This is a genomic window from Flavobacterium sp. NRK1, assembly GCF_024054175.1.
Lineage (GTDB): Bacteria > Bacteroidota > Bacteroidia > Flavobacteriales > Flavobacteriaceae > Flavobacterium.
The window spans coordinates 88,984-112,096 of the sequence record NZ_JAMXLA010000001.1 but is presented as its reverse complement, the minus strand read 5'-3'; the positions used below and the strand labels follow the sequence as shown (position 1 = coordinate 112,096).

Below are 23,113 nucleotides of genomic sequence, written 5' to 3'. Positions count from 1 at the left end.
GTAAATCTACTTCCTGAAAAATGAAATAAAAATTAATGAAATTAGATATATTAGTATTTGGTGCACACCCTGATGATGTAGAATTGAGTTGTGGTGCTACAATAGCCAAAGAAATATCCCTTGGCAAAAAAGTTGGGATTGTAGATTTAACACGGGGCGAACTTGGTACACGTGGTTCGGCAGAATTAAGAGATAAGGAAGCAGCTGATGCGGCAGGCATTTTAGGAGTAAGTGTAAGAGAGAATCTTCGCTTTCGAGATGGCTTTTTTGTAAATGATGAAGCACATCAACAGGAAGTAATTAAAATGATACGAAAGTATCAGCCCGATATAGTAATATGTAATGCTGTAGATGACCGTCATATAGATCATGGCAAGGGCAGTAAACTGGTATCTGATGCCTGTTTCTTGTCGGGTTTAATAAAAATTGAAACAAAGATTGGTAATGATTCACAAAATGCCTGGCGGCCAAAACAGGTATATCATTATATACAATGGAAAAATATTACTCCGGATTTTGTTGTAGATGTAACTGGTTTTATAGATAAAAAGGTTGAATCGCTCATGGCTTATAAATCGCAATTTTATGATCCGGACAGTACTGAGCCCGTTACCCCTATAGCAACAAAAAACTTTAAAGAGAGCATTCATTATCGGGCTGCAGACCTTGGCAGGCTTATAGGTACAGAATACGCGGAAGGTTTTACTGTAGAAAGATATTTGGCAGTGAACAGTTTAGCAGATTTATTGTAAAAAATTCAAAAAAATATTTGCGAAACCCGTTAAATATTATACATTTGCACTCGCAAAACAAATGGTGATTGTAGCTCAGTTGGTTAGAGCGTCGGATTGTGGTTCCGAAGGTCGGGGGTTCGAGACCCCTCATTCACCCTTAAATGTAAAGCCCTGAAGTAATTCAGGGCTTTTTTTATTTTTAGATTATTGCAAATTAAAATTAAACCAATATCTTTATTCATCAATTCAAACAATAATGGCACTTAACTACGAAGATTTGGAAAAACGTTTTGACTGCGCTTGCAACGATGCAGTATCAGACTTATCAGTTCAGTATAAAAATACCTATCAGACAGGCGGCCCGGGCAGGCTTTCGGCATTTCTTGAGCTAATTAAGCTGCAATTTGAGCAGGTCGAATCTGCCTTTATAAGAGATAATGAACTTTCTGTGGACATCGAAGCGTTAAGAAGAATAAAGCTTATAGCAAAATCATATGCTAAAAAATGCCTTGATGAATACAGCAAGATTTCTATTTAAAAACTATTAAGCTTCTTTATAAGGAGCTTTTTTTATAACTTTTAGTTAACATGAATAATTTTATTAAATTTCAGTTGAATTTTATAACTCAGTTTATTTACTACTGAATTTAATTTGCCTCACAATCCAACAAAACGAAGGGGCTTATAAATGAATTCAAAATTTAGGGAATTAAAAGAACAATTAGAGGCAGCATGCCGGGAAGTAAACCAAGATTTTTTAAATGAGTTTAAAAATGATACTTATATATCGGCAGGAGGGGCAAAGCTGGAGGCTTTTATAACAGAGTTGCAAAAAGAATATGAGTCCGTGGCTTCTAATTTCCTTAAAAAGTATAGTTTAGAAAAAGATTCTGATGCACGAAAGAAAGTACTGGCAATAACTAAAGCTTATGCGAAACTATGTGTCGAAGAGTTTAGTAAAATATAATTAACTTATAATATTAAGAATATATCCTGGCTGGTCCGGGATTTATTTTTTGTATCATATAGCAAGAACTCTTTATCTGGTACTCCTTTGATGATACACTATAATATATATATGTATATAGGTTTAAAATGGAGGAGGGATGATATTGAGATATTAAAACCGCTGATTTTTCAAACAACCACCCCTAAAAAAGTAAAATAATTCATACTGCAATAATCGGGTAATTAGGCAGTTGGGGAATAAGGTTAAAAAAACATTAAAAAAAGGTTGTATAAAATTTGGAAATGGTGAAAAAGGTGCTACTTTTGCACCCGCAATCAAGGCAATGCTCACTGACAGGCTGACATCAACGAAACCCTTATGAATAAAGGGCTGGTTAAAGAAAAATAACCGAAAAAAAGTTGAAAAAGATTTGGAGGTAATAAAAAGTTTGCTACTTTTGCACCCGCAATCACAGCGAAGTTCTTAGATACAATGTACTGCAGATGGTACTGCAATTTGTGGGAGAGTATGTCATCGCCTTTCTTTTGAAAACCCTTCATCATTACGATGAAGGGTTTTTTGTTTTTTAAAGTTTATGATTATTTTAATAATCTTCTTCTTTTCGTTCGGTAATTTTGAGATAATTACTAAACCAAAAATCATGAAAAAGTTATTTTTAGCATTAGCTGTAGTTGCAGGCTTATCTTCAACAGCAGCTATCAGGACACAAAACAGTCATACTATTTCTTTTTATCAGGAAAAACAATATAAAAAAATTGAAGTTTCACAAGTTTCTAAAGAGGCATTGGAAAAGATTAAAAAAGGATATGGCAGTTATACAATAAAAGAGGCCTACAGAGCAGATGATGGAGAATATAAACTGGTTTTAACGAAAGATGGTATAGATACTACAGCAACATTTACGGCGGCTGGAGATCTTATTAAGATATATTAGAAATAAAGAAGGAGCCAATTGGCTCCTCTTTTATTTATTATGTAAAAGACAATATTCGCAAACATTGCTTACTATACACTCACTATGTTTAGGGTTAGTAGGCCTGCAGGTTTCTCTGCCTAGAAAGGATATTGCCATCCCGATTTCACCCCACATATCTTTAGGAAGCTTCTCCATAAGCTGCTTTTCAATTTTTGTAGCATCTTTACCTTTAGCAATACCTAAACGTGGTGCTACACGAAGAACATGAAGATCGACTAATATGCCCTCAGGCTCAACTCCTGCTTCGCGCATAATTACATTAGCAGATTTTCGTCCAATACCTTTAAGAGCTGTAAGCTCTTTCATTGTCTTAGGTATATTTTTATCTTCTTTAATCTCTTCGGCTATTTCCTGTAGCCACGTTATTTTATTTCCATGAAAGCGAACCTCAGAAAGTAATTCTGTGAGCTGAGCAGTATTTGCTTTTGCAAGAGCTTTCATGTCAGGAAACTTTTCAAAAAATGCAGGAGCTATCTTATTAATATGTGCGTCGCTATCCTGTGCAGAAAGTACAACCATTACCATTAGCTGATATAAATTATGGTAATGCAAAGGATGTTGCTTTCCTTTATATTTAGTAATTAGTGGGCGAAGCGCTTTTTCCCAATCTGTACTTTCGTTAAAAAGATCCATTCTTATTCTTTTAAATCTATTGACAAGGAATTTACACAGTAGCGTTGCCCGGTTTCTGTAGGGCCGTCGTCAAAAACATGACCTAAATGGCTTCCGCAGTTGGCACAAAGTATTTCGGTTCTTATCATTCCGAATGATGTATCTTTTACGTATTCTACCTTGCCAGGAATTGATTCATCAAAAGAAGGCCATCCGCACCCTGATTCAAATTTTGAATCACTTTTGAATAATGGTTCACCACAGGCTCCGCAGCAGTAAGTTCCTTTGTCGAAAGTAAGATTGTATTTTCCTGAATTAGGAAATTCAGTTCCTTTTTGGCGTAAAATTTTATATCGCTCGGGTCCCAGTTCTTCTTTCCACTGGGCTTCTGATTTTTCTATATTATAATTTTTCATAACCTGATAACTTATTTTTTAGATGGTATAAATTTAATGGAAACAGAATTAGTACAAAAGCGATTTCCGGTAGTTTCTTCAGGTCCATCATCAAACACATGTCCAAGATGACCACCACAATTAGCACACATTACTTCTGTACGTGTCATGCCCAGTGTTTTATCTTCTTTATATATAACAGATCCTTTTATAGCCTGATCAAATGAAGGCCAGCCACATGGAGAGTCAAATTTGGCATCGGAAGTAAATAGCGGATTGCCACAAGCTGCACACACATAAACACCTTTTTCAAAGTTTTTATAATATTCTCCTGTAAAAGGCCGTTCTGTTGCTTTTTGCCGTAATACTTCATACTGTTCTTCTGTAAGTACTTTTTTCCACTCGGCATCAGTAGTATTCATATTCAGTTTACCTTTTACAGGCTGCTGCGATATCTCTGTTTCTTTATTTTTTTTCTTTTCCTGTCCCTGGCATGAAGCAAGTGAGAAAAGTAAAATGATAATAGCTATTTTTTTCATGTTTCTAAGAATTGAATAATTTTTTTGATGACTTTATTGTCTCCTAATATTTTGCGATGACCCAATCCTTGAGTAATTATAAGTTCAGAATTTGCAAGATATTTTTTAATATGATATGCCGCGCTAACCGGAACATCGGCATCATTCGTATCGTGAATTACAAGTACAGGATTGGTAACGTCTATAGCAGCTATATACGCCGAATAAGCATTGATGGTTTCGCCAAACTTCTTTTCAAACAACTGTATCATCATTTTACCTGTATCAATATTCATTCCTAATTTATCAATGAAGTCATCCATAATATCTTTGATTACATCGCCGCTTCCAATAGTTACAGCTTTTTTAACTTTTAATCCTTTTTTTATAGAATTTAAAACAGCCATTGCACCAAGTGAATGCCCGATAGCAAATTCAAAAGGGCCATATTGCTTTTCCAATTCAAGTATTGAAGCAACAAACTCTGTCATATCGCTGGTTTTACCCGGCGATTTACCATGTGCAGGAGCATCAAAACTAATAGTGCTGTAACCGTTTTTCAATAATTTTTCTGCAATGCTGTGAAGCTGTGTACCACGGCCACTCCACCCATGTACTAATAGTACTTTATTATTACTTTTACCATAGTGATATACATTTATTTTTTTTCCTATTGAGGGAATTAATATTAATTCCTGTTTGCTATTCCTATCTATTTCTTCTTCTCTTTTAGGAAGCTTAAATTTCATAGGAGTAGTAAATATCTTCATGGCAAATTTTGCTGCCATTCGTAGAGATGTCATTTCAAGTATTTTAGCAGTAACCAGTATCGGTTTTGGAATTTTTAATGTATCTCTTTGTGTTTTTTTATTATCAGGCATCATTAGTATATTATAATAGCAAGTTACACAATATTAATGTTGATGTATTTTAATGCTATTATAAATATTTAGATAGGATAAAATTATTTATGCAATTTAAACATTCACAATACTTTAACTGTCAGATGTGTTTTTTCGGAAATAATTATTAAATGAATTTACTAAATTTGCATAGAATTTAATAAATTACCAATTATGAGAAAAAGTGTCTTAACACTGTCTGCCTTGCTTTTAATTTCGGTATTTGCCTGTACTAAGAATCCATTTACAGGTAAACAGGACTTTAATATTGTTTCGAATGACCAGATATTTCCCTCTGCATTTCAGCAATATAATGAGTTTTTAAAAGAAAATAAGGTTATTAAAGGTACTGCCGATGCCCAGCGCGTAGTAACCGTTGGACAGAAGATTAAAGCGGCTGCCGAAAAATATCTAAATTCAAAAGGCTATCAGGGATATCTTAACGGATATCAATGGGAATATAATCTTGTAGATAGTAAAGAAGTAAATGCATGGTGTATGCCCGGCGGTAAAATTGTAGTTTATTCGGGGATATTACCCATTACCAAAGATGAGGCAGGACTTGCAACTGTTATGGGGCACGAGGTAGCCCACGCATTATTAAATCATGGTGCCCAGCGTATGAGTGCAGCACAATTGCAGCAGCTTGGAGCAGCGGGTGTATCTGTAGCAGCATCGGGGCAAAGCGAACAAACACAGCAAATATTAATGCAGGCTTACGGTTTGGGATCTGAGGTGGGAGGTATGCTTCCATTTAGCAGGAAACACGAAACAGAAGCCGATGAAGTAGGACTTACATTAATGGCTATAGCAGGATATAATCCTGATAAAGCTGTTGAATTCTGGCAAAGGATGGAAGCAAATTCGGGAGGTAGTGCACCACCTGAATTTTTAAGTACTCACCCTTCCGGAGCAACAAGGATTGCCCATATTAAGAGCCTAACGTCAAGTGCTAAGGCGGAAGCAGCTAAATTTGGAGTGAAATATTAGCTGTTAAAATAAATTTACACAAAAAGCCATCTAAAGATGGCTTTTGCTTTTTAAAAACTTTATAATTTAAAGAAAAATAATTTAGCTTTGGGACTACAAACCAATAACTATGACACAATTACAAAAAGGAAGCAAAAAGCTTCTTAATGCCTGGGCTTTTTATGATTGGGCAAACTCTGTTTACAGCCTTGTAATAGCATCGGCAATCTTCCCTATTTTTTATGATTTGATTTTTGAAGAAAAAGGTGTTAAGCATATTGCTGTATTTGGAACATCTATGAAAAGTACGGCACTTATCAGCTTTGTTACTGCTTTTGCATTTTTGGTAGTAGCGTTTATTTCCCCCTTGCTCTCCGGTATTGCTGATTATTCGGGCAATAAAAAAAGTTTCCTTAAGCTGTTTTGTTATATAGGCGGCTTGTCATGTATTGGGCTTTATTGGTTTAGTTTAGATAATATTTACTGGAGCCTTGTATGTTACTTTTTCGGACTTATAGGTTTTTGGGGCAGCCTTGTGTTTTATAATTCTTATTTACCTGATATTGCTTATCCGGAGCAACAGGATTCTGTAAGTGCCAAAGGATATTCTATGGGATACATTGGTAGTGTTATACTGTTAATTATTAATCTTGTTATGGTATTATCTGTAGAAGATAATATGAAAGAAGAAATGATGCGTTATTCTTTTGTATCAGTAGGAGTATGGTGGATATTGTTTAGCCAGTATACTTATTATTACCTGCCAAAAGGTAACAGATCGGGTAATAAAGTAACAGGGGATGTAGTTTTTAATGGTTTTAAAGAGCTAAGAAAAGTATGGGGCGAGCTCAAACAAAATTTGACACTTAAGCGATACCTTGGAGGTTTCTTTGTTTACAGCATGGCTGTTCAGACAGTAATGCTCGTGGCAACTTACTTTGGTGCTGAGGAAATACAATGGGGTGAAGGCGGAGCAAAACAAATGGGGTTAATAGTAAGTATACTTTTAATTCAGTTAGTTGCTGTAGGAGGTGCGGTTATTACATCTAAATTGTCTGCTAAATATGGCAATATTAAAACACTGATAGGGATTAATATTATATGGGCTATTATATGTGTATGTGCATTTTTTGTAGTACTGCCTATACATTTTTATATAACAGCAGGATTTGTAGGTTTGGTTATGGGCGGTATTCAGTCGTTGTCACGATCTACATATTCAAAATTTCTTCCGGAAACAAAGGACACTGCTTCTTTTTTCAGTTTTTATGATGTTACGGAAAAAATTGGTATTGTAATAGGTATGCTGTTATATGGCGCTATAGATCAAATATTCGGCAGTATGCGTTATTCTGTAGTGTTTCTAACTTTATTCTTTATAATAGGAATATTTTTGCTGCTAAGGGTTGAAAGAAAAAAATCTTAAAGAATTTTATATATATTTGGAAATCCAAAACCAATTAAATTTATAATGAAAAAAATTAAGAGTTTATCTGTATTGTTTGTGCTGTTTTCGGCCCTTACATTAATTTCATGTGATACCGAACCCGTAGATCCTGTTTTAACAGATAATATTGATCCTGAAAATCCGGGAACCAATCCTGGAACAGATCCAGGTACTGACCCCGGAACAAGTGAAGGTGATTATTTTCCCATGGCTTTAAATAATGAGTGGGTTTTTGCTTTAGATGGGGTAATGCAGGACCCAATGAAAATTACAGGTACTGTTACAGTAAATAATAAATCATATTATAAAATAAATCAGTTTTTCAGTAATGCAGGCAATGGAGAATTTACTGGTTCTGCCGTTATGTTATTAAGAAAAGACGGTGGTAATTATTCCGTAAGGGTAAGTGTTGATATTCCTGTTCAGGAAGGGATGTCTATAAGTGTATCACCATTTGAATATATCATATTAAAAGATAATCTTGCTGTAGGAGAAACCTGGACAGAAACAACAACCCAGACTACCAGCTATGATATGCCGGAATCTCCGGTTCCACTTCCCGATGTAGTTATGAATCTTACATTTAATGGTAAAATATTAGAAAAAGGAGTGACAGCAGTTGTGAACGGAGTCACATATAATGATGTGATAAAAATGAATTTAAAACAAACTTCTGTAATTGAAGGGTTTGGAGAAGGTGTGCCTCCTACAATAACTAATACTGAGGTATGGTTTGCTAAAAATATAGGTCCTATTAAAGCAGTATCAACTTCTGAAGGATTTTCAGCAACTAATGAGCTTCAGTCTTATGTAGTTAATTAATGAAAGCATTTAATATAGTAAGCAGCCTTTGGCTGCTTTTTTTATAGCTAAAAACACGTAATTAACATTTTTGAGTTAAGATTTAATTAAATTCCTGTTATATTTGAAATCTTAAATAAAATACTAACATGAAAAGATTTAGATTTTTATCAGTACTGCTTATGGTTTTTTCGGCAATATCATTTGTTGCTTGTGATACAGAACCTGTAGATCCTGTATTAACTGAAAACATAGGAGAAAATCAGCCGGGAGATGCTGTTTTTAAAGTAAATTTCAGCGATGAAACTCATACTGCTATACAGGCTACTGCTAAGTTTGAAGAAGGTATGCTTTCTATAGCAGGAGTTATGGGTACAAACGCAGAGTTTGTTTCAATTACACTTGATGATTATGCAGTTAAAACATATAATGAAGCATTTATAGGATATTATCCGGGGTCAAGCACTGCAGGAGGCTATTTGAATATTAACCCCGAAACAGGGCAAAATAACGGACAGGTTGTTATTACAGAGGTTGATACAGTAAATAATACAATATCCGGTACTTTTAGTTTTACAGGATATTATGTTGATGTTGAAATGAATTTACCTTCAATAGCTTTTACAAACGGAGTATTTGAAAATATTCCTATAACAGGCCTTCCTCAAAATCCGGGAACAAATCCTGTTAATCAAAAACTTTTTAAAGCTAAGGTAAACGGAACAGCAAAAACTTTTGGCACAATAATGCCTATATCTTCCGCAGGTACTTTATCATTAACGGGTACTAATGTAGCGTCACAGGAATCTATTTCTATTAGTGTTCCTGAAAGTATTACAGCAGGTACATATGATCTTGAAGATTTTACAGATTACTATGCCGCTTATCTGGGTGGTGATTCATCTTTCAGTTCAGAAAGTGGTACTTTAACCATTACAAGTAATACAGGAGGATGGATTAAAGGAACTTTTGAGTTTAGCGGACATGATTTTGATGATAATCCGATGACTATTACTGAAGGAGAATTCAGCGTACAATATTAAGATGATGACCTCATAAAAAAAGCTGCTTTTGAGCAGCTTTTTTTATGCTTCAAATTTTAACTGATATTGGATTAGTAAAACCTATTAAATCTAAAAACCAAATATACCGCTCTTATATTTCTTTATGGCATAATGATTGTCATATCATTGTGCAGAAATATAAAACATTTTTCGCATTTTATTGATATATAGTAGTAAAGGAGTGTTTCAATTGATCATTATCCTTTACTTGTTACTTACGTTTAATGACAAAATGACTTTTACCATACTATGGCTAATCAAAAAATATTGAATATTGACAGTTTGTCACTTCAGGAACTTGATACGGATGCTGAATTAATTCCGTTAATGACACCGGAAGATGAGGAAGAAATGAATAATGAATTATTACCTGAAACATTGCCAATACTACCATTACGTAATATGGTATTGTTTCCGGGTGTTGTTATTCCTATTACTGCGGGCAGGGATAAATCTATAAAACTGATTAATGATGCTAATGCAGGCGGGAAAATTATAGGTGTTGTTTCACAAAAGGATGAAAATGTAGAAGAACCATCTATTGAAGATATTAATACAGTAGGTACTGTAGCAAGAATATTGCGTGTTCTTAAAATGCCTGACGGAAATACTACAGTAATACTTCAGGGTAAAAAACGCTTTGAAATAGATCAGGTAATTACAGATACCCCTTATCTGCAGGCTACAATAAAAGAGGTTAATGAGGTAAGGCCTGAAAAAGATGAAGCAGAATTTGCTACCATTATAGAGTCTATTAAAGAACTGGCTATACAAATTATAAAGGAAAGCCCAAATATTCCTACAGAGGCTACTTTTGCTATTAAGAACATTGAAAGCAATTCTTTTCTAGTAAATTTTGTGTCGAGCAATATGAACCTTACGGTTAAGGAGAAGCAGGATTTACTTGCTACAAGCAACCTGAAGGAAAGAGCGCTTGAAACGTTGCGTTACATGAATCTTGAGTTGCAGAAACTGGAACTTAAAAATGATATCCAGAGCAAAGTACGTTTTGATCTTGATCAGCAGCAGCGCGAATATTTCCTTCATCAGCAAATGAAAACCATTCAGGAAGAACTGGGAGGCGTATCTCATGATCAGGAAATAGAAGAAATGCGCCAAAAGGGTAAGGCAAAGAAATGGAATGAAAAAGTAAAAGGACATTTTGATAAAGAGGTTGCCAAATTACAGCGTATGAACCCGCAGGTGGCAGAGTATGCTACACAACGCAACTACCTTGAATTAATGCTTGATCTTCCGTGGAGTGAGTTTTCCAAAGATAACTTTGACCTGAAACGTGCTGAAAAAATATTGCATCGCGATCACTATGGCCTTGATGATGTTAAAAAACGTATTATAGAGCACCTTGCTGTACTTAAGCTGCGTAATGATATGAAATCTCCTATACTATGCCTTTATGGCCCTCCCGGTGTTGGTAAAACATCTATTGGTAAGTCGGTGGCAGAGGCCCTGGGTAGAGAATATATTCGTATTTCGCTTGGTGGGCTTCGTGATGAGGCAGAAATCAGAGGACACAGGAAAACATACATTGGCGCTATGCCGGGTAGAATACTGCAAAGCCTTAAAAAAGCAGGTACTTCTAACCCTGTTTTTGTGCTCGACGAGATTGATAAATTAAGTGTAAGCAATTCAGGAGATCCTTCTTCCGCGTTACTTGAGGTACTTGACCCTGAACAGAATTCGGAATTTTATGATAACTTCCTTGAACTTGGCTTTGACCTTTCTAAGGTTATGTTTATAGCCACTTCGAATAACCTTTCTACTATTCAGCCTGCATTGCGCGACAGGATGGAAATTATAAACATGACAGGTTATACTATTGAAGAGAAAATAGAAATTGCAAAAAAACACCTTGTTCCGAAACAAATTAGAGAACATGGTCTTGAAGCGAAAGACATTGCAATAGGCAAAAAACAAATTGAAAAAATTGTTGTTGGCTATACACGTGAATCGGGTGTAAGAGGGCTTGAAAAGCAAATTGCAAAGGTTGTACGCCACATAGCAAAATGTATTGCTATGGAAGAAGAATATAACGTAAAAATTACTGATGAAGACGTTATTAGCATACTTGGTGCACCAAAAATGGAACGTGACAAATATGAAAATAATGAAGTTGCAGGCGTGGTTACAGGTTTGGCCTGGACGAGTGTAGGAGGTGATATTTTATTTATAGAATCTATACTTTCAAAGGGTAAGGGCCATATGACTATGACAGGTAACCTTGGTACTGTAATGAAAGAATCTACTACAATTGCATTAGAATATATTAAAGCTAATGCCGAACTATTAGGTATTTCTCCGGAAGTGATAAGCAATTATAATGTTCATATTCACGTGCCGGAAGGAGCTACCCCTAAAGACGGGCCAAGCGCAGGTGTTGCTATGCTTACATCGTTAGTGTCGTCATTTACACAGCGCAGGGTAAAAAAACATCTTGCAATGACAGGAGAGATAACTTTAAGAGGAAGAGTATTACCGGTAGGAGGTATAAAAGAAAAAATACTTGCTGCTAAAAGGGCTAATATTAAGGAGGTAATATTGTGTTATGAAAATAAACGCGATATTGATGAAATTAAGCAGGAATATCTTGAAGGACTTACTTTTCATTATGTAAAAGAAATGAGCGAAGTGATTAAATATGCAATTACCGACCAAAAAGTTAAAAATGCAAGAACTTTATAATTATAAAGATTAATTCGATAAAAAACGGCTAAAATTTCTTAGCCGTTTTTTTATTTAAAAATAATATCTTCGCATTCGCGTTATAGTATGCGAAATCCTATAAAACAACAATGTTTAAAAACCGGTATCTTTTACTAATTCTATTGTACACCACTTTGTCTTTTAGTCAGATAGGAGGTAAATACACATATCAGTTCTTAAATCTTGTCACTTCTCCAAGGCAGGCTGCGTTAGGAGGAAAAGTTATAACTCTCCACGATTATGACGTAAATCAGGGCATTTTTAACCCCGCGACCATTAACCCTGAAATGGATAATCATCTTTCGGCAAACTATGGTAATTATTATGGTGAAGTAGCTTATGGCACTGCTGCTTATGCTTATACATGGGACAGGCATGTGCAAACATTTCATGTTGGGGTAAACTATGTTGATTACGGTACTTTTGAAGGCCGTGACGAGGCTGGTTTATTAACTGGAGATTTTACAGGAAGCGAATTGGCGCTATCGGTAGGTTATGCATATAATGTTCCTTATACCGATTTGTTTATTGGTGCTAATGCAAAAATAATATCATCAACTTTAGAAAGTTATAATTCTTTAGGTGCCGCTATCGATATTGGTGCTTTGTATATTGATGAGGATAACGATATTAATTATGCACTTGTTATACGTAATGCAGGTACCCAGATAACAACCTATGCAGGTACCCAGGAAAAGCTTCCATTGGAAATTATAGCAGGTATCTCTCAGGAAATGGAAAATATTCCTTTGCGCTGGCATCTTACTTTGGAAAATTTGCAGCAATGGAATATAGCTTTTTCTAATCCTAACCGTGCAGAACAGAGTATAGATGGCGGCAGTAGTGAAGAAAAAGTATCATTCTTTAATAACGCACTGCGCCACGTAATTGTTGGTGCTGAGTTTTTACCCGGCAGAAGTTTCAACATACGTTTAGGCTACAATTTCAGAAGGAGTGAAGAGTTGCGTATAGTTGATAAGCGAACTTTTTCCGGAATTTCAGCAGGTGTAGGTATAAGATTTGGTAAATTGCGCTTTGATTATTCGTACTCAAGATATACCCTTGCAGCCAACACAAGCCTGTTTGGGCTAACCATAAACTTACAATAAGAGTTGGATAAAAAAATTACTATAGCTATAGATGGTTTTTCTTCTACAGGAAAAAGTACACTTGCTAAGCAGCTTGCCAGGCATTTAGGATATGTATATGTAGATACCGGAGCAATGTATCGTGCTGTTACTCTTTTTGCTATGCAAAAGGGATATATAGGGGAAGATTTTTTTAATAAGCAGGCACTTATTGACAGTCTTGATGCTATTAAACTTAAATTTTTATATAATCCCGATCTTGAGTTTGCAGAAATGTATCTTAACGATGTAAATGTTGAGAAAGAAATCCGAACACTTGGTGTATCACAGCTTGTTAGCCATGTGGCTGAAATTCATGAGGTGCGCGTTAAGCTTGTAGAGCAGCAAAAACATATGGGAGAAGGTAAAGGAGTTGTTATGGATGGCAGGGACATTGGTACAATTGTTTTTCCGAATGCAGAACTTAAGATTTTTATGAATTCTGCTCCGGGGGTCCGTGCTCAAAGACGCTTTAAAGAGCTGGTTGAGCTGGGACAGAAAGTAACATATGAAGAAGTATATAAAAATGTTATAGACCGCGATTACATTGATACCCACAGGGAAGACTCTCCTCTTATAAAAGCAGAAGATGCGATAGAAATGGATAACTCTTATATATCTAAACAGGAGCAGCTTGAAAAGGTATTGGTTATTGCCAAAAAGATAATAAGTAATTAGTAGTAACCATAACTAAAATGCTTTATAAGATCCTGCTGTTGTTTTTCGCAATTGTGATTATACAGCTGATTTATTTTTTGATTAAAAGTACTAAGGACCGGCTTAATAGCGGCAATATATTTCTTAAGAGTAAGGAATATGTGAGAGGTTATATCCTGATTGCTCTCTTAGTGCTTCTTATACTATTTATGCTGATTTAAGGCGATTCAAATTTAAAATTACTACCTGTCTTTATCCTGTTTTCATCTCATCAAAATTATTATATTTACTATGCCTTGTAAATTCCGGGTTATAAAGTATGGGTATAAAATTACGGCTTACTGCCATGAATTTTCTCCAGTTTTTTATTTGGGGTGCATGGCTTATTTCTCTTGGAAGCTACATGGGTGCAGAGCTGGGCTTTTCCGGACTGCAGATAGGCAGTATTTATACTACAATGGGCATAGCATCTTTGTTTATGCCGGGCATTATGGGTATAGTTGCAGACAGGTGGCTTAATGCTGAAAAGGTGTTGGGCTTATGTCATATAACATCGGCAGTATTTTTATTTTATGCATCTTCACTTCATGAATTTTCTTCGTTTTATTGGGCAATGTTACTGCATTCTTTTTTTTATATGCCAACAATAGCGCTTAATAATGCGGTATCCTATGCAGTACTTGAAAAGAATGATATGAATATTGTATCTTCTTTTCCTCCCATAAGGGTTTGGGGTACAGTAGGTTTTATACTGGCAATGTGGATTGTAGATTTTTTGGGGTGGACGCAAAGTTCCTTACAATTATATATAAGTGCAGGTGCAGGAGTGATGCTTGGCTTATATGTTTTTACGTTGCCTAAAATACCAACCTCATCAGGTACTGACAAGAAAAGTATATCTTCAGTATTAGGGCTGGATGCTTTTGTTCTTTTAAAAAACCGGCGTATGGCTGTATTTTTTTTATTTGCAATGCTTTTAGGAGCAGCCCTGCAAATTACAAATGCATTTGGCGGGCCTTTTCTTAATGATTTTAAAACAAGTTATCCGGATTCCTTTGCTGTAAAGCATCCAAATCTTTTACTTTCTGTCTCTCAGATATCAGAAACCCTGTTTATACTTTCTATCCCTTTTTTTCTAAGTCGTTTTGGTATTCGAAAAATAATGCTTTTTAGTATGCTTGCGTGGTCACTTCGTTTCGGTTTTTTTGGTTTTGGCAATCCGGGTGACCGATTATGGATGCTTATATTTTCAATGATAATTTATGGAATGGCCTTTGATTTTTTTAATATTTCAGGCTCACTTTTTGTTGAAAAAGAATCGAGTCCTTCCATCCGTTCCAGTGCACAGGGATTATTTATGATAATGTGTAACGGAGCAGGAGCTTTTATTGGCGGCCTTGCAAGTGGATTAGTTGTAGATTACTTTACAATAAACGGAATTAAAGACTGGGAGAGCATATGGCTAACTTTTGCGGCTTATGCATTATTGCTTGCTATATTATTTTTTATGGTCTTTAAAGAAAAAAATAAGGTTAACCGATAATATCAATTAACCTTACCTATATCTCATTTATCGTATCATCGAAAAATGCCCTTTGAGTTCCTCACCGTTTTGGCGTTTTACTACAAACCAGTAATCTGTAGCGGGTAACCTGGCATCATTAAATGTGCCGTCCCATCCTTTGCTATCAGCGCCAAAGCCTGTTATAAGCTTGCCATAGCGGTCATATATATAAATTAGCATATCTGGTTCCAGTGAAGAGAATTTAATTTTCCAGTAATCATTTATATTATCGCCATTAGGAGTAAAAAATTTAGGATAGGTTAATATATAAGTTGGCTGGGTATCTAAACCACAGTCAAATTTATCTTTAACATAAACAGTATACTGTCCGGGAGCGAGACCTGTAAATACAGGAGAATCCTGATAATTAATATTATCAAGGGAATACTCAAAATTATTCTCCCCGTTGTCATTTTCCATAACTACTGTAATAACATTGCTGTTATCTGTCCAGTCTTCTACCTTCACAGTATTTATAACAGGAATAGGAGATACTACGGCTTCAACAGTTTTGCTGTTTTTGCAGCCAAAACTATCTCTTACTAAAACAGTATAAAACCCGGCATTATTAACTGTAATTTCATTAGGCCCTGTTATAAATAATGTACCTTCCTGATTAGACCATTCATAGTAATCATATCCTTCATCTGCTGTAATTGTTATGTATTTCCCATCACAGCCACCCCATTTATCTTTCATACTTAAAACAGGTAAAGGCCTTACAATAAGATCAAAATGTGTAAGGGCAGTACAATCAGGATTAGAACTATGAACAGCTCTGGCATATATAACCGTTGTGGCTGTTGTAATATTTGCTATGTCTGCTATGGCATTTATTCCCTGCTCTGCATCTGTCAATGAAGTATGATACGTTATTGTTATATAATCAGGATCCTGTCCATTTAATAAAAGCGCTGTATAAGAGGATATATCAAATGTTTCTTTACCATCATTGCCTTCATCACAAAGCTCAAGCCCGTTAATTTCTTCAGGGGCAGGCAGGCTGACAAGAGATGGTATTTCGGCAATATTAAAAGTAAGTGTTCTTTGTGAGCACTGATCTGAAACTTCTACACTATATACAGCAGATTCAAGATCGGAAAAAATATTATTTTGCCCGTTATCAACTACAAATGGCTGTCCATTTTTTGATATAATTTTATAATTAAGGGGAGGTACTCCGTGGGCTATAATCTGTACTCCACCGGAATCACCCATACAATCAAGGCTTACAGCGCCATCAATTACTATATCACTATAATAATTGAATTCATAAAGAATTTCTGTGCAAAGCTTAGTGGTATCTCCATCAGGTATACTGCCATCTGCATAAGTTGTAAATTGTTTTATAATCCTGTATTTCCCACTCGGGTAAACCAGGTCAAGATTATTAAAGTTGTTTTTTACCTTTATAGCATTTGATTCGTCGTCCGTGTCATCAGTATTAATAGCATCGCCTTCTATATAAGGATTACCGTTATCAGGGTTTATCCACAATCCTGTATCTTCATCAAAAAACTGAAGGCCAAAATTTAAAAATGTTACGCCTGTACTCTGATGATTTATAAAGATATCAAATGATCCGCAATGGGGTGTTAATGTATATTCATTAACGGTTACATTATAGGCAAAAACCTGTACTATTCCTCCGGCTGATTTATTTATCTCAATGTCATCATCGCAATCATTAGATGCTTTAAATTTATATTGTCCTGGTGGTAGATGATCCATAGATAACCCGCCTGGTGTAACATAGGCTGTCACATCCTGCGGAACCGGATATCCGCTCGGACCACTTATTATTTCTATATGGTTAAAAGTGCCGCTTATATTCAGCGTTCCATATCCAACTTCACAATCCGGCCGTGAATTTGAAGCTGATTGATCTCCTTTATATGGTTCAATAATAAATTCAACGGGAGGATAGGTAACTCCACAAGTATCTGTTAGTGTAATAGTATAGGTGCCTGGCGGGAGTCCTCCAACGATAACGGAGTCGCCATCAGGCGGCTGTATGTATTGTGAAATATCTGCCGGAGTAGGATAGTCTCCATCACCAACATAATTTGTCATTTCTGCTGCACCAACAAATAATCCAGGTATGTATGCTTCTACGCTTCCACCGCCGAGGCAAGTTGCTGCGCTGGCATTTGTGGTAACTTCGATATCAGGAACAGGAATTTCCAATATGTTAGACAATACTGCTATAGGCCTGTTACATGCATCCAATATCCTGAACTGATAATTACCTATGGGAAGAGGATTTCCCTCTTCACCTAATTTTATCGGGACATCAGAACTATTGTACGGACCGGGAAACTGATCATTGTAATCAGCCGGATCAAACCCTGCAGGTGCATCTATAACTTCAAGAGTAAATGGGCTTACAAATTTATTTGGGGTAAGTTCTATTGTTTTACCCGAACAGTCTATGTTCTTTAATTCTGCAAATAGGCCCGGCATAGGATTTATTGGCAGCAAAGGAGTTTCTATAGAGTTACCGCAAATATCTGTTATAGTAAGCTTGTAGGAGTGGTTGGGCTGGTTATAATAATAAGGTACTACCTGCTCTGCATTTACGGTAAACTGATCGCCCATTGTTATAGTTTGTGTATAAACTACACTTCCGCCCCCCGGAGGGTATACAGTAAAAGTAGCCTGTAGCGGATATATTATAGGTATATTATTGGTTGATGAAATCTGGTTTGCAATTGTGAGCATATCACAGGCCGGTAATTCTAAGTCAGGAAACAAAGCCCCGCTAATTTCCAGCTGATGATATTCTGATAGTACTGTTATAACTTCAGAATCTCCGTTGCCACAGTTATCTAATACAAAAACATTATATTGTCCGGCTGTCAGTCCGGTAAGTACATTGGAAGACTGAGGGCCTGTTACCGTGCCTGTGGCCAAAGATGTAGCTTTATAACTCACGGCAATACCATTTGTTACATTAACCGTTATAGTAGCATCGTTACCGCAATGTTCAATAGTTTTGTCTAAAGTAAATTGCAAAGGTACTGTTTCGTCGTCTATTACAACTGTAGTAGTGGCAGTAGATACAGGAGTATTTCCAGTAGATTCGGTAGCTACAATGTAGTAGTTTCCGCTCGGCTGGCCTGCTACTGTAGGGCTAGAACTGTCATGTACAAGTGTACCGGTAGCGTCTGTACCTGCGTATACTTTATAATTTATTGTAGTTCCTGCAGTTTGATTTTGTACAGATAAGGAAATTGCTCCGTTTCCGGTACATGTTTCCGGCGTGGTTGTGGCAGTAACGGTAAATTGTGCCGAAGCTGATACCGATAAAATTAGAAATAATACTATCAGGGCACACTTCTTTACAGAGAAATGCACTAAGCCGGAGCAAGTGTTATTTAAGTTTAAGTTCATAGTGAAAATTAAGTTCTTTTGTGACTTAATTTCAAGTTTTTTCCGTTGCCTAAGGTAGAAAAAATATTTAATATAAAAACTATGTTAATTTTTTTGGTTTTAAATGTTTGAAAATCTGAAAGATTTATTTGAAATCAAATTGAAAATCATATCGTATTTTAGATGCTTAAAAACGTGTTTGTTATGTTTGTATAAATAGAAAAAAGTTGTACCTTTGCGCACCTTTTGGCAGATAGGGTTTCCTTAAGGTAATAAACTAATTTTATGTAAAACGCTTCTGCTGTTTTACGCTGCATAAGAAACCCCTTAAAACACAGGATACAAATTTTTTAATCAGCATGTCTGAACAAACAAAAACAAAAGAAGAATTTCTACAGGAATTTAACTGGCATAACTTCGAAGAAGGTATTGATCCGGTAGATGAGAAAAACCTTAGGGAATTTGAAACATTAGTTGAAAAAACTTTTATTTCAACTGATAATGATGAAGTAGTAGAAGGTACTGTAGTTAGAATTACTGACAGGGACGCTATTGTAGACATCAACGCAAAATCGGAAGGTGTTATTTCTCTTAATGAATTCCGTTACAATCCAAATCTAAAAGTTGGAGACAAAGTTGAAGTTCTTATTGACGTTCGCGAAGACAAATCAGGACAATTAGTACTATCTCACAAAAAGGCCCGTACTATCAAAGCTTGGGACAGAGTTATCAATGCTAACGAAACAGGTGAAATCGTTAATGGTTTTGTTAAATGCAGAACTAAAGGTGGTATGATCGTTGACGTATTTGGTATTGAGGCTTTCTTGCCAGGTTCTCAAATTGATGTTAAGCCTATCAGGGATTACGATCAATATGTGAACAAAACTATGGAATTCAAAGTTGTGAAAATCAACCATGAGTTCAAAAACGTAGTTGTATCTCACAAAGCTCTTATTGAGGCTGATATTGAAGTTCAGAAAAAAGAAATCATCGGGCAGCTTGAAAAAGGCCAGGTACTTGAAGGTGTTGTTAAAAACATTACTTCTTACGGTGTATTCATCGACCTTGGAGGTGTTGACGGACTTATCCACATCACTGACCTTTCTTGGAGCCGTATCAACCACCCAAGTGAAGTTCTTGAACTTGACCAAAAACTTAACGTTGTTATCCTTGATTTCGATGATGAGAAAACAAGAATTCAACTTGGTCTTAAACAACTTCATGCTCACCCATGGGATGCACTTGATGCAAACCTTGCAGTAGGTGATAAAGTTAAAGGTAAAGTAGTAGTTATTGCTGACTACGGTGCATTTATCGAAGTTGCTGAAGGTGTTGAAGGTCTTATCCACGTTTCTGAAATGTCTTGGTCTACACACCTAAGATCTGCTCAGGATTTCGTTAAAGTTGGTGATGAGGTAGAAGCAGTTATCTTAACTCTTGACAGAGATGACCGTAAAATGTCTCTTGGTATCAAACAACTTTCTCAGGATCCTTGGACTGATATTACTTCTAAATATCCTGTAGGTTCTAAACACACAGGTATCGTTAGAAACTTTACAAACTTTGGTATATTCGTTGAACTTGAAGAAGGTATTGACGGATTGATCTATATCTCTGACCTTTCATGGACTAAGAAGATCAAACACCCAAGTGAGTTTGTAAACGTAGGTGATAAACTTGATGTTGTTGTTCTTGAACTAGACGTTGAAGGACGTAAACTATCTCTTGGCCACAAACAAACTCAGGCTAACCCTTGGGATAAATATGAAGATTCTTTCGCTGTAGGTACTGTACACACAGGTGAAATTTCTGAAATTGTTGACAAAGGAGCTACTGTAGAATTTGGTGACGATATCGTTGCTTTCATTCCTACACGTCACCTTGAGAAAGAAGATGGCAAAAAACTTAAAAAAGGTGAATCTGCTGACTTCAAAGTAATTGAGTTCAACAAAGAATTCAAAAGAGTTGTAGCTTCTCACACTGCTACTTTCCGTGATGAAGAAGAGAAAAACGTTAGAGCTCAACAAGAGTCTAATAATAACAACAACAATAACTCTAACAATGCTGAAAGAACCACTTTAGGTGATATTGATGCATTAGCAGAATTAAAAGAAAGAATGGAAAAAGGAGAAAACAAATAATCCTTAATCCTCTTTAAATATGAAGCCCTCTCAGTAATGAGAGGGCTTTTTTTGTGACAATCAATTACCACAATATGTATTTAAAGTTAAAAAAATCTAAAATTTCATAGTTGGCTAAAACCGTACTTGTGTTTATGGCGTATCTGTCTCTATAAACTTTAAACAAAAAGACAACCATGAAAACTTCAAAAATTTTATCAGCGGGAATAATGCTAGTAATAATGATGCTAGGAAATTTTTCTTATGCTCAAAAAACCAAAATGGTAGGCGGTGCAGCAATGTATCCAAACAAAAATATTATTGAGAATGCTGCTAACTCTAAAGATCATACTACACTTGTAGCTGCTGTTAAAGCTGCCGGCCTTGTGGAAACATTACAGGGCAAAGGTCCTTTTACTGTATTTGCGCCAACAAATGCCGCTTTTGATAAACTTCCTAAAGGAACTGTAGAAACATTACTAAAACCGGAAAATAAAGCTATGCTGCAAGGTGTGTTAACGTACCATGTTGTTTCAGGCAAATGGAGTGCTGCCGATGTAGCTGCTGCTATAAAAAAAGGCGGAGGAAAAGCTGAGGTTGCAACAGTACAGGGAGGTAAACTTTGGTTTATGATGAATGGAAAAGACCTTTGGATAATGGATGAAAAAGGAGGGAAAGCTAAAGTTACTATTGCAGATGTTAACCAATCTAATGGTGTTATACACGTAATAGATACTGTTTTAATGCACAAGTAAGAAATTAAGTTCGTGTTAGATAGAAAATCCCCGGTGTTGTAAAACGCCGGGGATTTTTGTATATCTATTATTTATAAAGAATTATAGGATTTTAGAAACCTTTAAATAATCCAACTTATTCCTTAATCCTTATCTCAAACATCTTATCCCAGTTTTTACCTGTTACAAAAAATGTTTTAGTTTTAGGATTATAGGCGATACCGTTAAGTACATCAATATCCATATGCTGGGTTACTTTGTTTTTAAGTGCAGAAAGATCTAGCACACCTTCAACAGCCCCTGTTTGAGGATTTATAACGGCAATAGCATTTTTCTGATATATATTGCCATATATTTTACCATCTACCCATTCAAGTTCGTTAACATCTTTAATTTTTGATCCTTTAGTATATACATTAACGTAATCAACCTCTTTAAGGGTTTCAGGATCCAGTTTGTATATTTTTTCAGAACCATCTGTCATATACAGGTTAGTACCATCATTTGTAAGTCCCCATCCTTCAGTATTTTTAAAATAAGGGAAGGATTTAATTTTCTCAAGGTTATCGGCATTATAAATATAACCTTCGTTGCGTTTATAGGTTAGTTGGTATATTTTATTGTTTAATACCGTTGCTCCTTCACCAAAATTCTCAGCATCCAGTTGAGTCTTTTTATAAACCTCTCCGGTTTTGTAGTTTACTTTTCTAATATCTGAAACTGCTCTTTTCCCGGATGGTCCGCCGCCACTTCCTGTACTTTCTATAAGTGTATCACGATAAAATTCAAGACCCTGGGTATACGCTGTCATGTCGTGAGGGTAAGTATTTACAATATCATATTTAAGTATTTTAGCATCCACATTGCTAACAAGTTCTATTCTGCCTGTAGTTTCAGAAGTATTACCACTATAATATACCAGGGCTTTAATATTTTGATAGCCAAATTTTTGTCCGTTCAGTGCAAAATCAAACTTTTTATTTCCGGCGACAGAACCTACTTTTTTATCGTTAATAAAATACACTACAGAATCTATAACTTCTTTATTGGCGTTTGTAACCTGCAGCGGAAGTGTTTCCTGTGGTTGATATTGCTGCTTTAAACCGGATGTATCTATACTGAATAAATTTTTTTTCTCTTTCTCTGTATCTCCACAGGATACTACTAAGGCACCCAATAAAATGAATGCTAATAAGTTATGTTTTTTCATGGTTAAAAATATAATATAGCCAATATACAATTGTATTTTATATCTGGCAATTGCCTTGCGAAAATACAAAAAGATTGTATATTTGCAGCGGCAAGTCCTACACGACCAGCTCCTGCAGACTCCTCCAGGGTGGGAACACAGCAAAGGTATGTGGTTGTAGCGGTGCGATGTAGGTCGCTTGCCATTTTTTTCTTTTTTTAAGTCGTCTCCTCCGGGAGAT

Annotated in this window: 20 protein-coding genes, 1 tRNA gene and 1 other RNA gene; 16 read left to right on the top strand and 6 right to left on the bottom strand. The window is 35.8% G+C overall.

The features are described from left to right. The first annotated feature begins 35 nt into the window (after positions 1-35). The 5 genes from bshB1 (at position 36) to NHE85_RS00480 (ending at position 2,638) form a co-directional block, all read left to right on the top strand. Complete coding sequence (gene bshB1, locus NHE85_RS00500; RefSeq protein WP_252808665.1) at positions 36-752, top strand: bacillithiol biosynthesis deacetylase BshB1; 717 nt, start codon at positions 36-38, stop codon at positions 750-752. Between the two features lie 63 nt (positions 753-815). After that, positions 816-891 (top strand) — tRNA-His (locus tag NHE85_RS00495). Between the two features lie 99 nt (positions 892-990). Then, positions 991-1,272 carry a hypothetical protein gene (locus NHE85_RS00490; RefSeq protein WP_252808663.1) on the top strand — a complete coding sequence of 94 codons (282 nt, stop codon included), beginning with the start codon at positions 991-993 and terminating at the stop codon, positions 1,270-1,272. Positions 1,273-1,422: 150 nt separating this feature from the next. Then, the gene (locus NHE85_RS00485; protein WP_252808661.1) at positions 1,423-1,701 is read left to right on the top strand and encodes a hypothetical protein; all 279 of its coding nucleotides are present in this window, start codon (positions 1,423-1,425) and stop codon (positions 1,699-1,701) included. 643 nt (positions 1,702-2,344) lie between these two features. Further along, positions 2,345-2,638, top strand: a complete 294-nt coding sequence (locus tag NHE85_RS00480) for a hypothetical protein (RefSeq protein ID WP_252808659.1) — start codon at positions 2,345-2,347, stop codon at positions 2,636-2,638. 30 nt (positions 2,639-2,668) lie between these two features. On the opposite strand, the gene nth is transcribed toward NHE85_RS00480, so the two are convergent. Genes nth through NHE85_RS00460 form a run of 4 tightly spaced genes read right to left on the bottom strand, consistent with a single transcriptional unit; the run spans position 2,669 to position 5,089 of the window. Further along, positions 2,669-3,313, bottom strand: coding sequence for an endonuclease III (gene nth, locus NHE85_RS00475; protein ID WP_252808658.1), 645 nt, complete (start codon positions 3,311-3,313; stop codon positions 2,669-2,671). 2 nt (positions 3,314-3,315) lie between these two features. Next, a complete protein-coding gene (gene msrB, locus NHE85_RS00470) occupies positions 3,316-3,708 on the bottom strand; it encodes a peptide-methionine (R)-S-oxide reductase MsrB (RefSeq protein WP_252808657.1) in 393 nt (130 codons plus the stop codon). Positions 3,709-3,719: 11 nt separating this feature from the next. Then, positions 3,720-4,226 (bottom strand): peptide-methionine (R)-S-oxide reductase MsrB, encoded by a 507-nt coding sequence (gene msrB, locus NHE85_RS00465; protein ID WP_252808656.1) that lies wholly within the window; start codon positions 4,224-4,226, stop codon positions 3,720-3,722. After that, the gene (locus NHE85_RS00460) at positions 4,223-5,089 is read right to left on the bottom strand and encodes an alpha/beta hydrolase (protein WP_308219340.1); all 867 of its coding nucleotides are present in this window, start codon (positions 5,087-5,089) and stop codon (positions 4,223-4,225) included. The genes msrB (NHE85_RS00465) and NHE85_RS00460 overlap by 4 nt, the downstream gene beginning before the upstream one ends. Positions 5,090-5,281: 192 nt before the next feature. Between NHE85_RS00460 and NHE85_RS00455 the strand changes: the two genes are divergently transcribed. The 8 genes from NHE85_RS00455 (at position 5,282) to NHE85_RS00420 (ending at position 15,436) form a co-directional block, all read left to right on the top strand. Continuing rightward, on the top strand, positions 5,282-6,097 hold the full coding sequence (locus tag NHE85_RS00455; RefSeq protein ID WP_252808655.1) for a M48 family metallopeptidase: 816 nt from the start codon (positions 5,282-5,284) through the stop codon (positions 6,095-6,097). A 109-nt stretch (positions 6,098-6,206) separates the two neighbouring features. Further along, complete coding sequence (locus NHE85_RS00450; RefSeq protein ID WP_252808654.1) at positions 6,207-7,502, top strand: MFS transporter; 1,296 nt, start codon at positions 6,207-6,209, stop codon at positions 7,500-7,502. 45 nt (positions 7,503-7,547) lie between these two features. Next, the gene (locus NHE85_RS00445) at positions 7,548-8,345 is read left to right on the top strand and encodes a hypothetical protein (protein ID WP_252808652.1); all 798 of its coding nucleotides are present in this window, start codon (positions 7,548-7,550) and stop codon (positions 8,343-8,345) included. A 128-nt stretch (positions 8,346-8,473) separates the two neighbouring features. Continuing rightward, positions 8,474-9,367 (top strand): DUF6252 family protein, encoded by an 894-nt coding sequence (locus tag NHE85_RS00440; protein WP_252808650.1) that lies wholly within the window; start codon positions 8,474-8,476, stop codon positions 9,365-9,367. A gap of 270 nt (positions 9,368-9,637) precedes the next feature. After that, complete coding sequence (gene lon, locus NHE85_RS00435; RefSeq protein WP_252808648.1) at positions 9,638-12,088, top strand: endopeptidase La; 2,451 nt, start codon at positions 9,638-9,640, stop codon at positions 12,086-12,088. Positions 12,089-12,198: 110 nt separating this feature from the next. After that, positions 12,199-13,218 (top strand): type IX secretion system protein PorQ, encoded by a 1,020-nt coding sequence (gene porQ / locus NHE85_RS00430; protein ID WP_252808646.1) that lies wholly within the window; start codon positions 12,199-12,201, stop codon positions 13,216-13,218. A 3-nt stretch (positions 13,219-13,221) separates the two neighbouring features. Beyond that, a complete protein-coding gene (gene cmk / locus NHE85_RS00425) occupies positions 13,222-13,914 on the top strand; it encodes a (d)CMP kinase (RefSeq protein ID WP_252808645.1) in 693 nt (230 codons plus the stop codon). A 298-nt stretch (positions 13,915-14,212) separates the two neighbouring features. Next, positions 14,213-15,436 (top strand): nucleoside permease, encoded by a 1,224-nt coding sequence (locus NHE85_RS00420; RefSeq protein WP_252808643.1) that lies wholly within the window; start codon positions 14,213-14,215, stop codon positions 15,434-15,436. 27 nt (positions 15,437-15,463) lie between these two features. Here the strand turns inward: NHE85_RS00420 and NHE85_RS00415 are convergent, their stop codons facing one another. Continuing rightward, positions 15,464-18,850: a T9SS type B sorting domain-containing protein gene (locus NHE85_RS00415; protein ID WP_252808641.1), complete on the bottom strand. Its 3,387-nt coding sequence runs from the start codon at positions 18,848-18,850 to the stop codon at positions 15,464-15,466. A 338-nt stretch (positions 18,851-19,188) separates the two neighbouring features. Between NHE85_RS00415 and rpsA the strand changes: the two genes are divergently transcribed. Next, positions 19,189-20,970, top strand: a complete 1,782-nt coding sequence (rpsA, locus tag NHE85_RS00410; protein ID WP_252808639.1) for a 30S ribosomal protein S1 — start codon at positions 19,189-19,191, stop codon at positions 20,968-20,970. 176 nt (positions 20,971-21,146) lie between these two features. Next, complete coding sequence (locus NHE85_RS00405; RefSeq protein ID WP_252808637.1) at positions 21,147-21,704, top strand: fasciclin domain-containing protein; 558 nt, start codon at positions 21,147-21,149, stop codon at positions 21,702-21,704. A 115-nt stretch (positions 21,705-21,819) separates the two neighbouring features. Here NHE85_RS00405 and NHE85_RS00400 read toward each other — a convergent pair whose 3' ends face one another. Beyond that, positions 21,820-22,893, bottom strand: coding sequence for a glutaminyl-peptide cyclotransferase (locus NHE85_RS00400; protein ID WP_252808635.1), 1,074 nt, complete (start codon positions 22,891-22,893; stop codon positions 21,820-21,822). An 88-nt stretch (positions 22,894-22,981) separates the two neighbouring features. Between NHE85_RS00400 and ffs the strand changes: the two genes are divergently transcribed. Beyond that, an RNA gene (gene ffs, locus NHE85_RS00395) (signal recognition particle sRNA small type) lies at positions 22,982-23,080 on the top strand. Positions 23,081-23,113 lie beyond the last annotated feature (33 nt).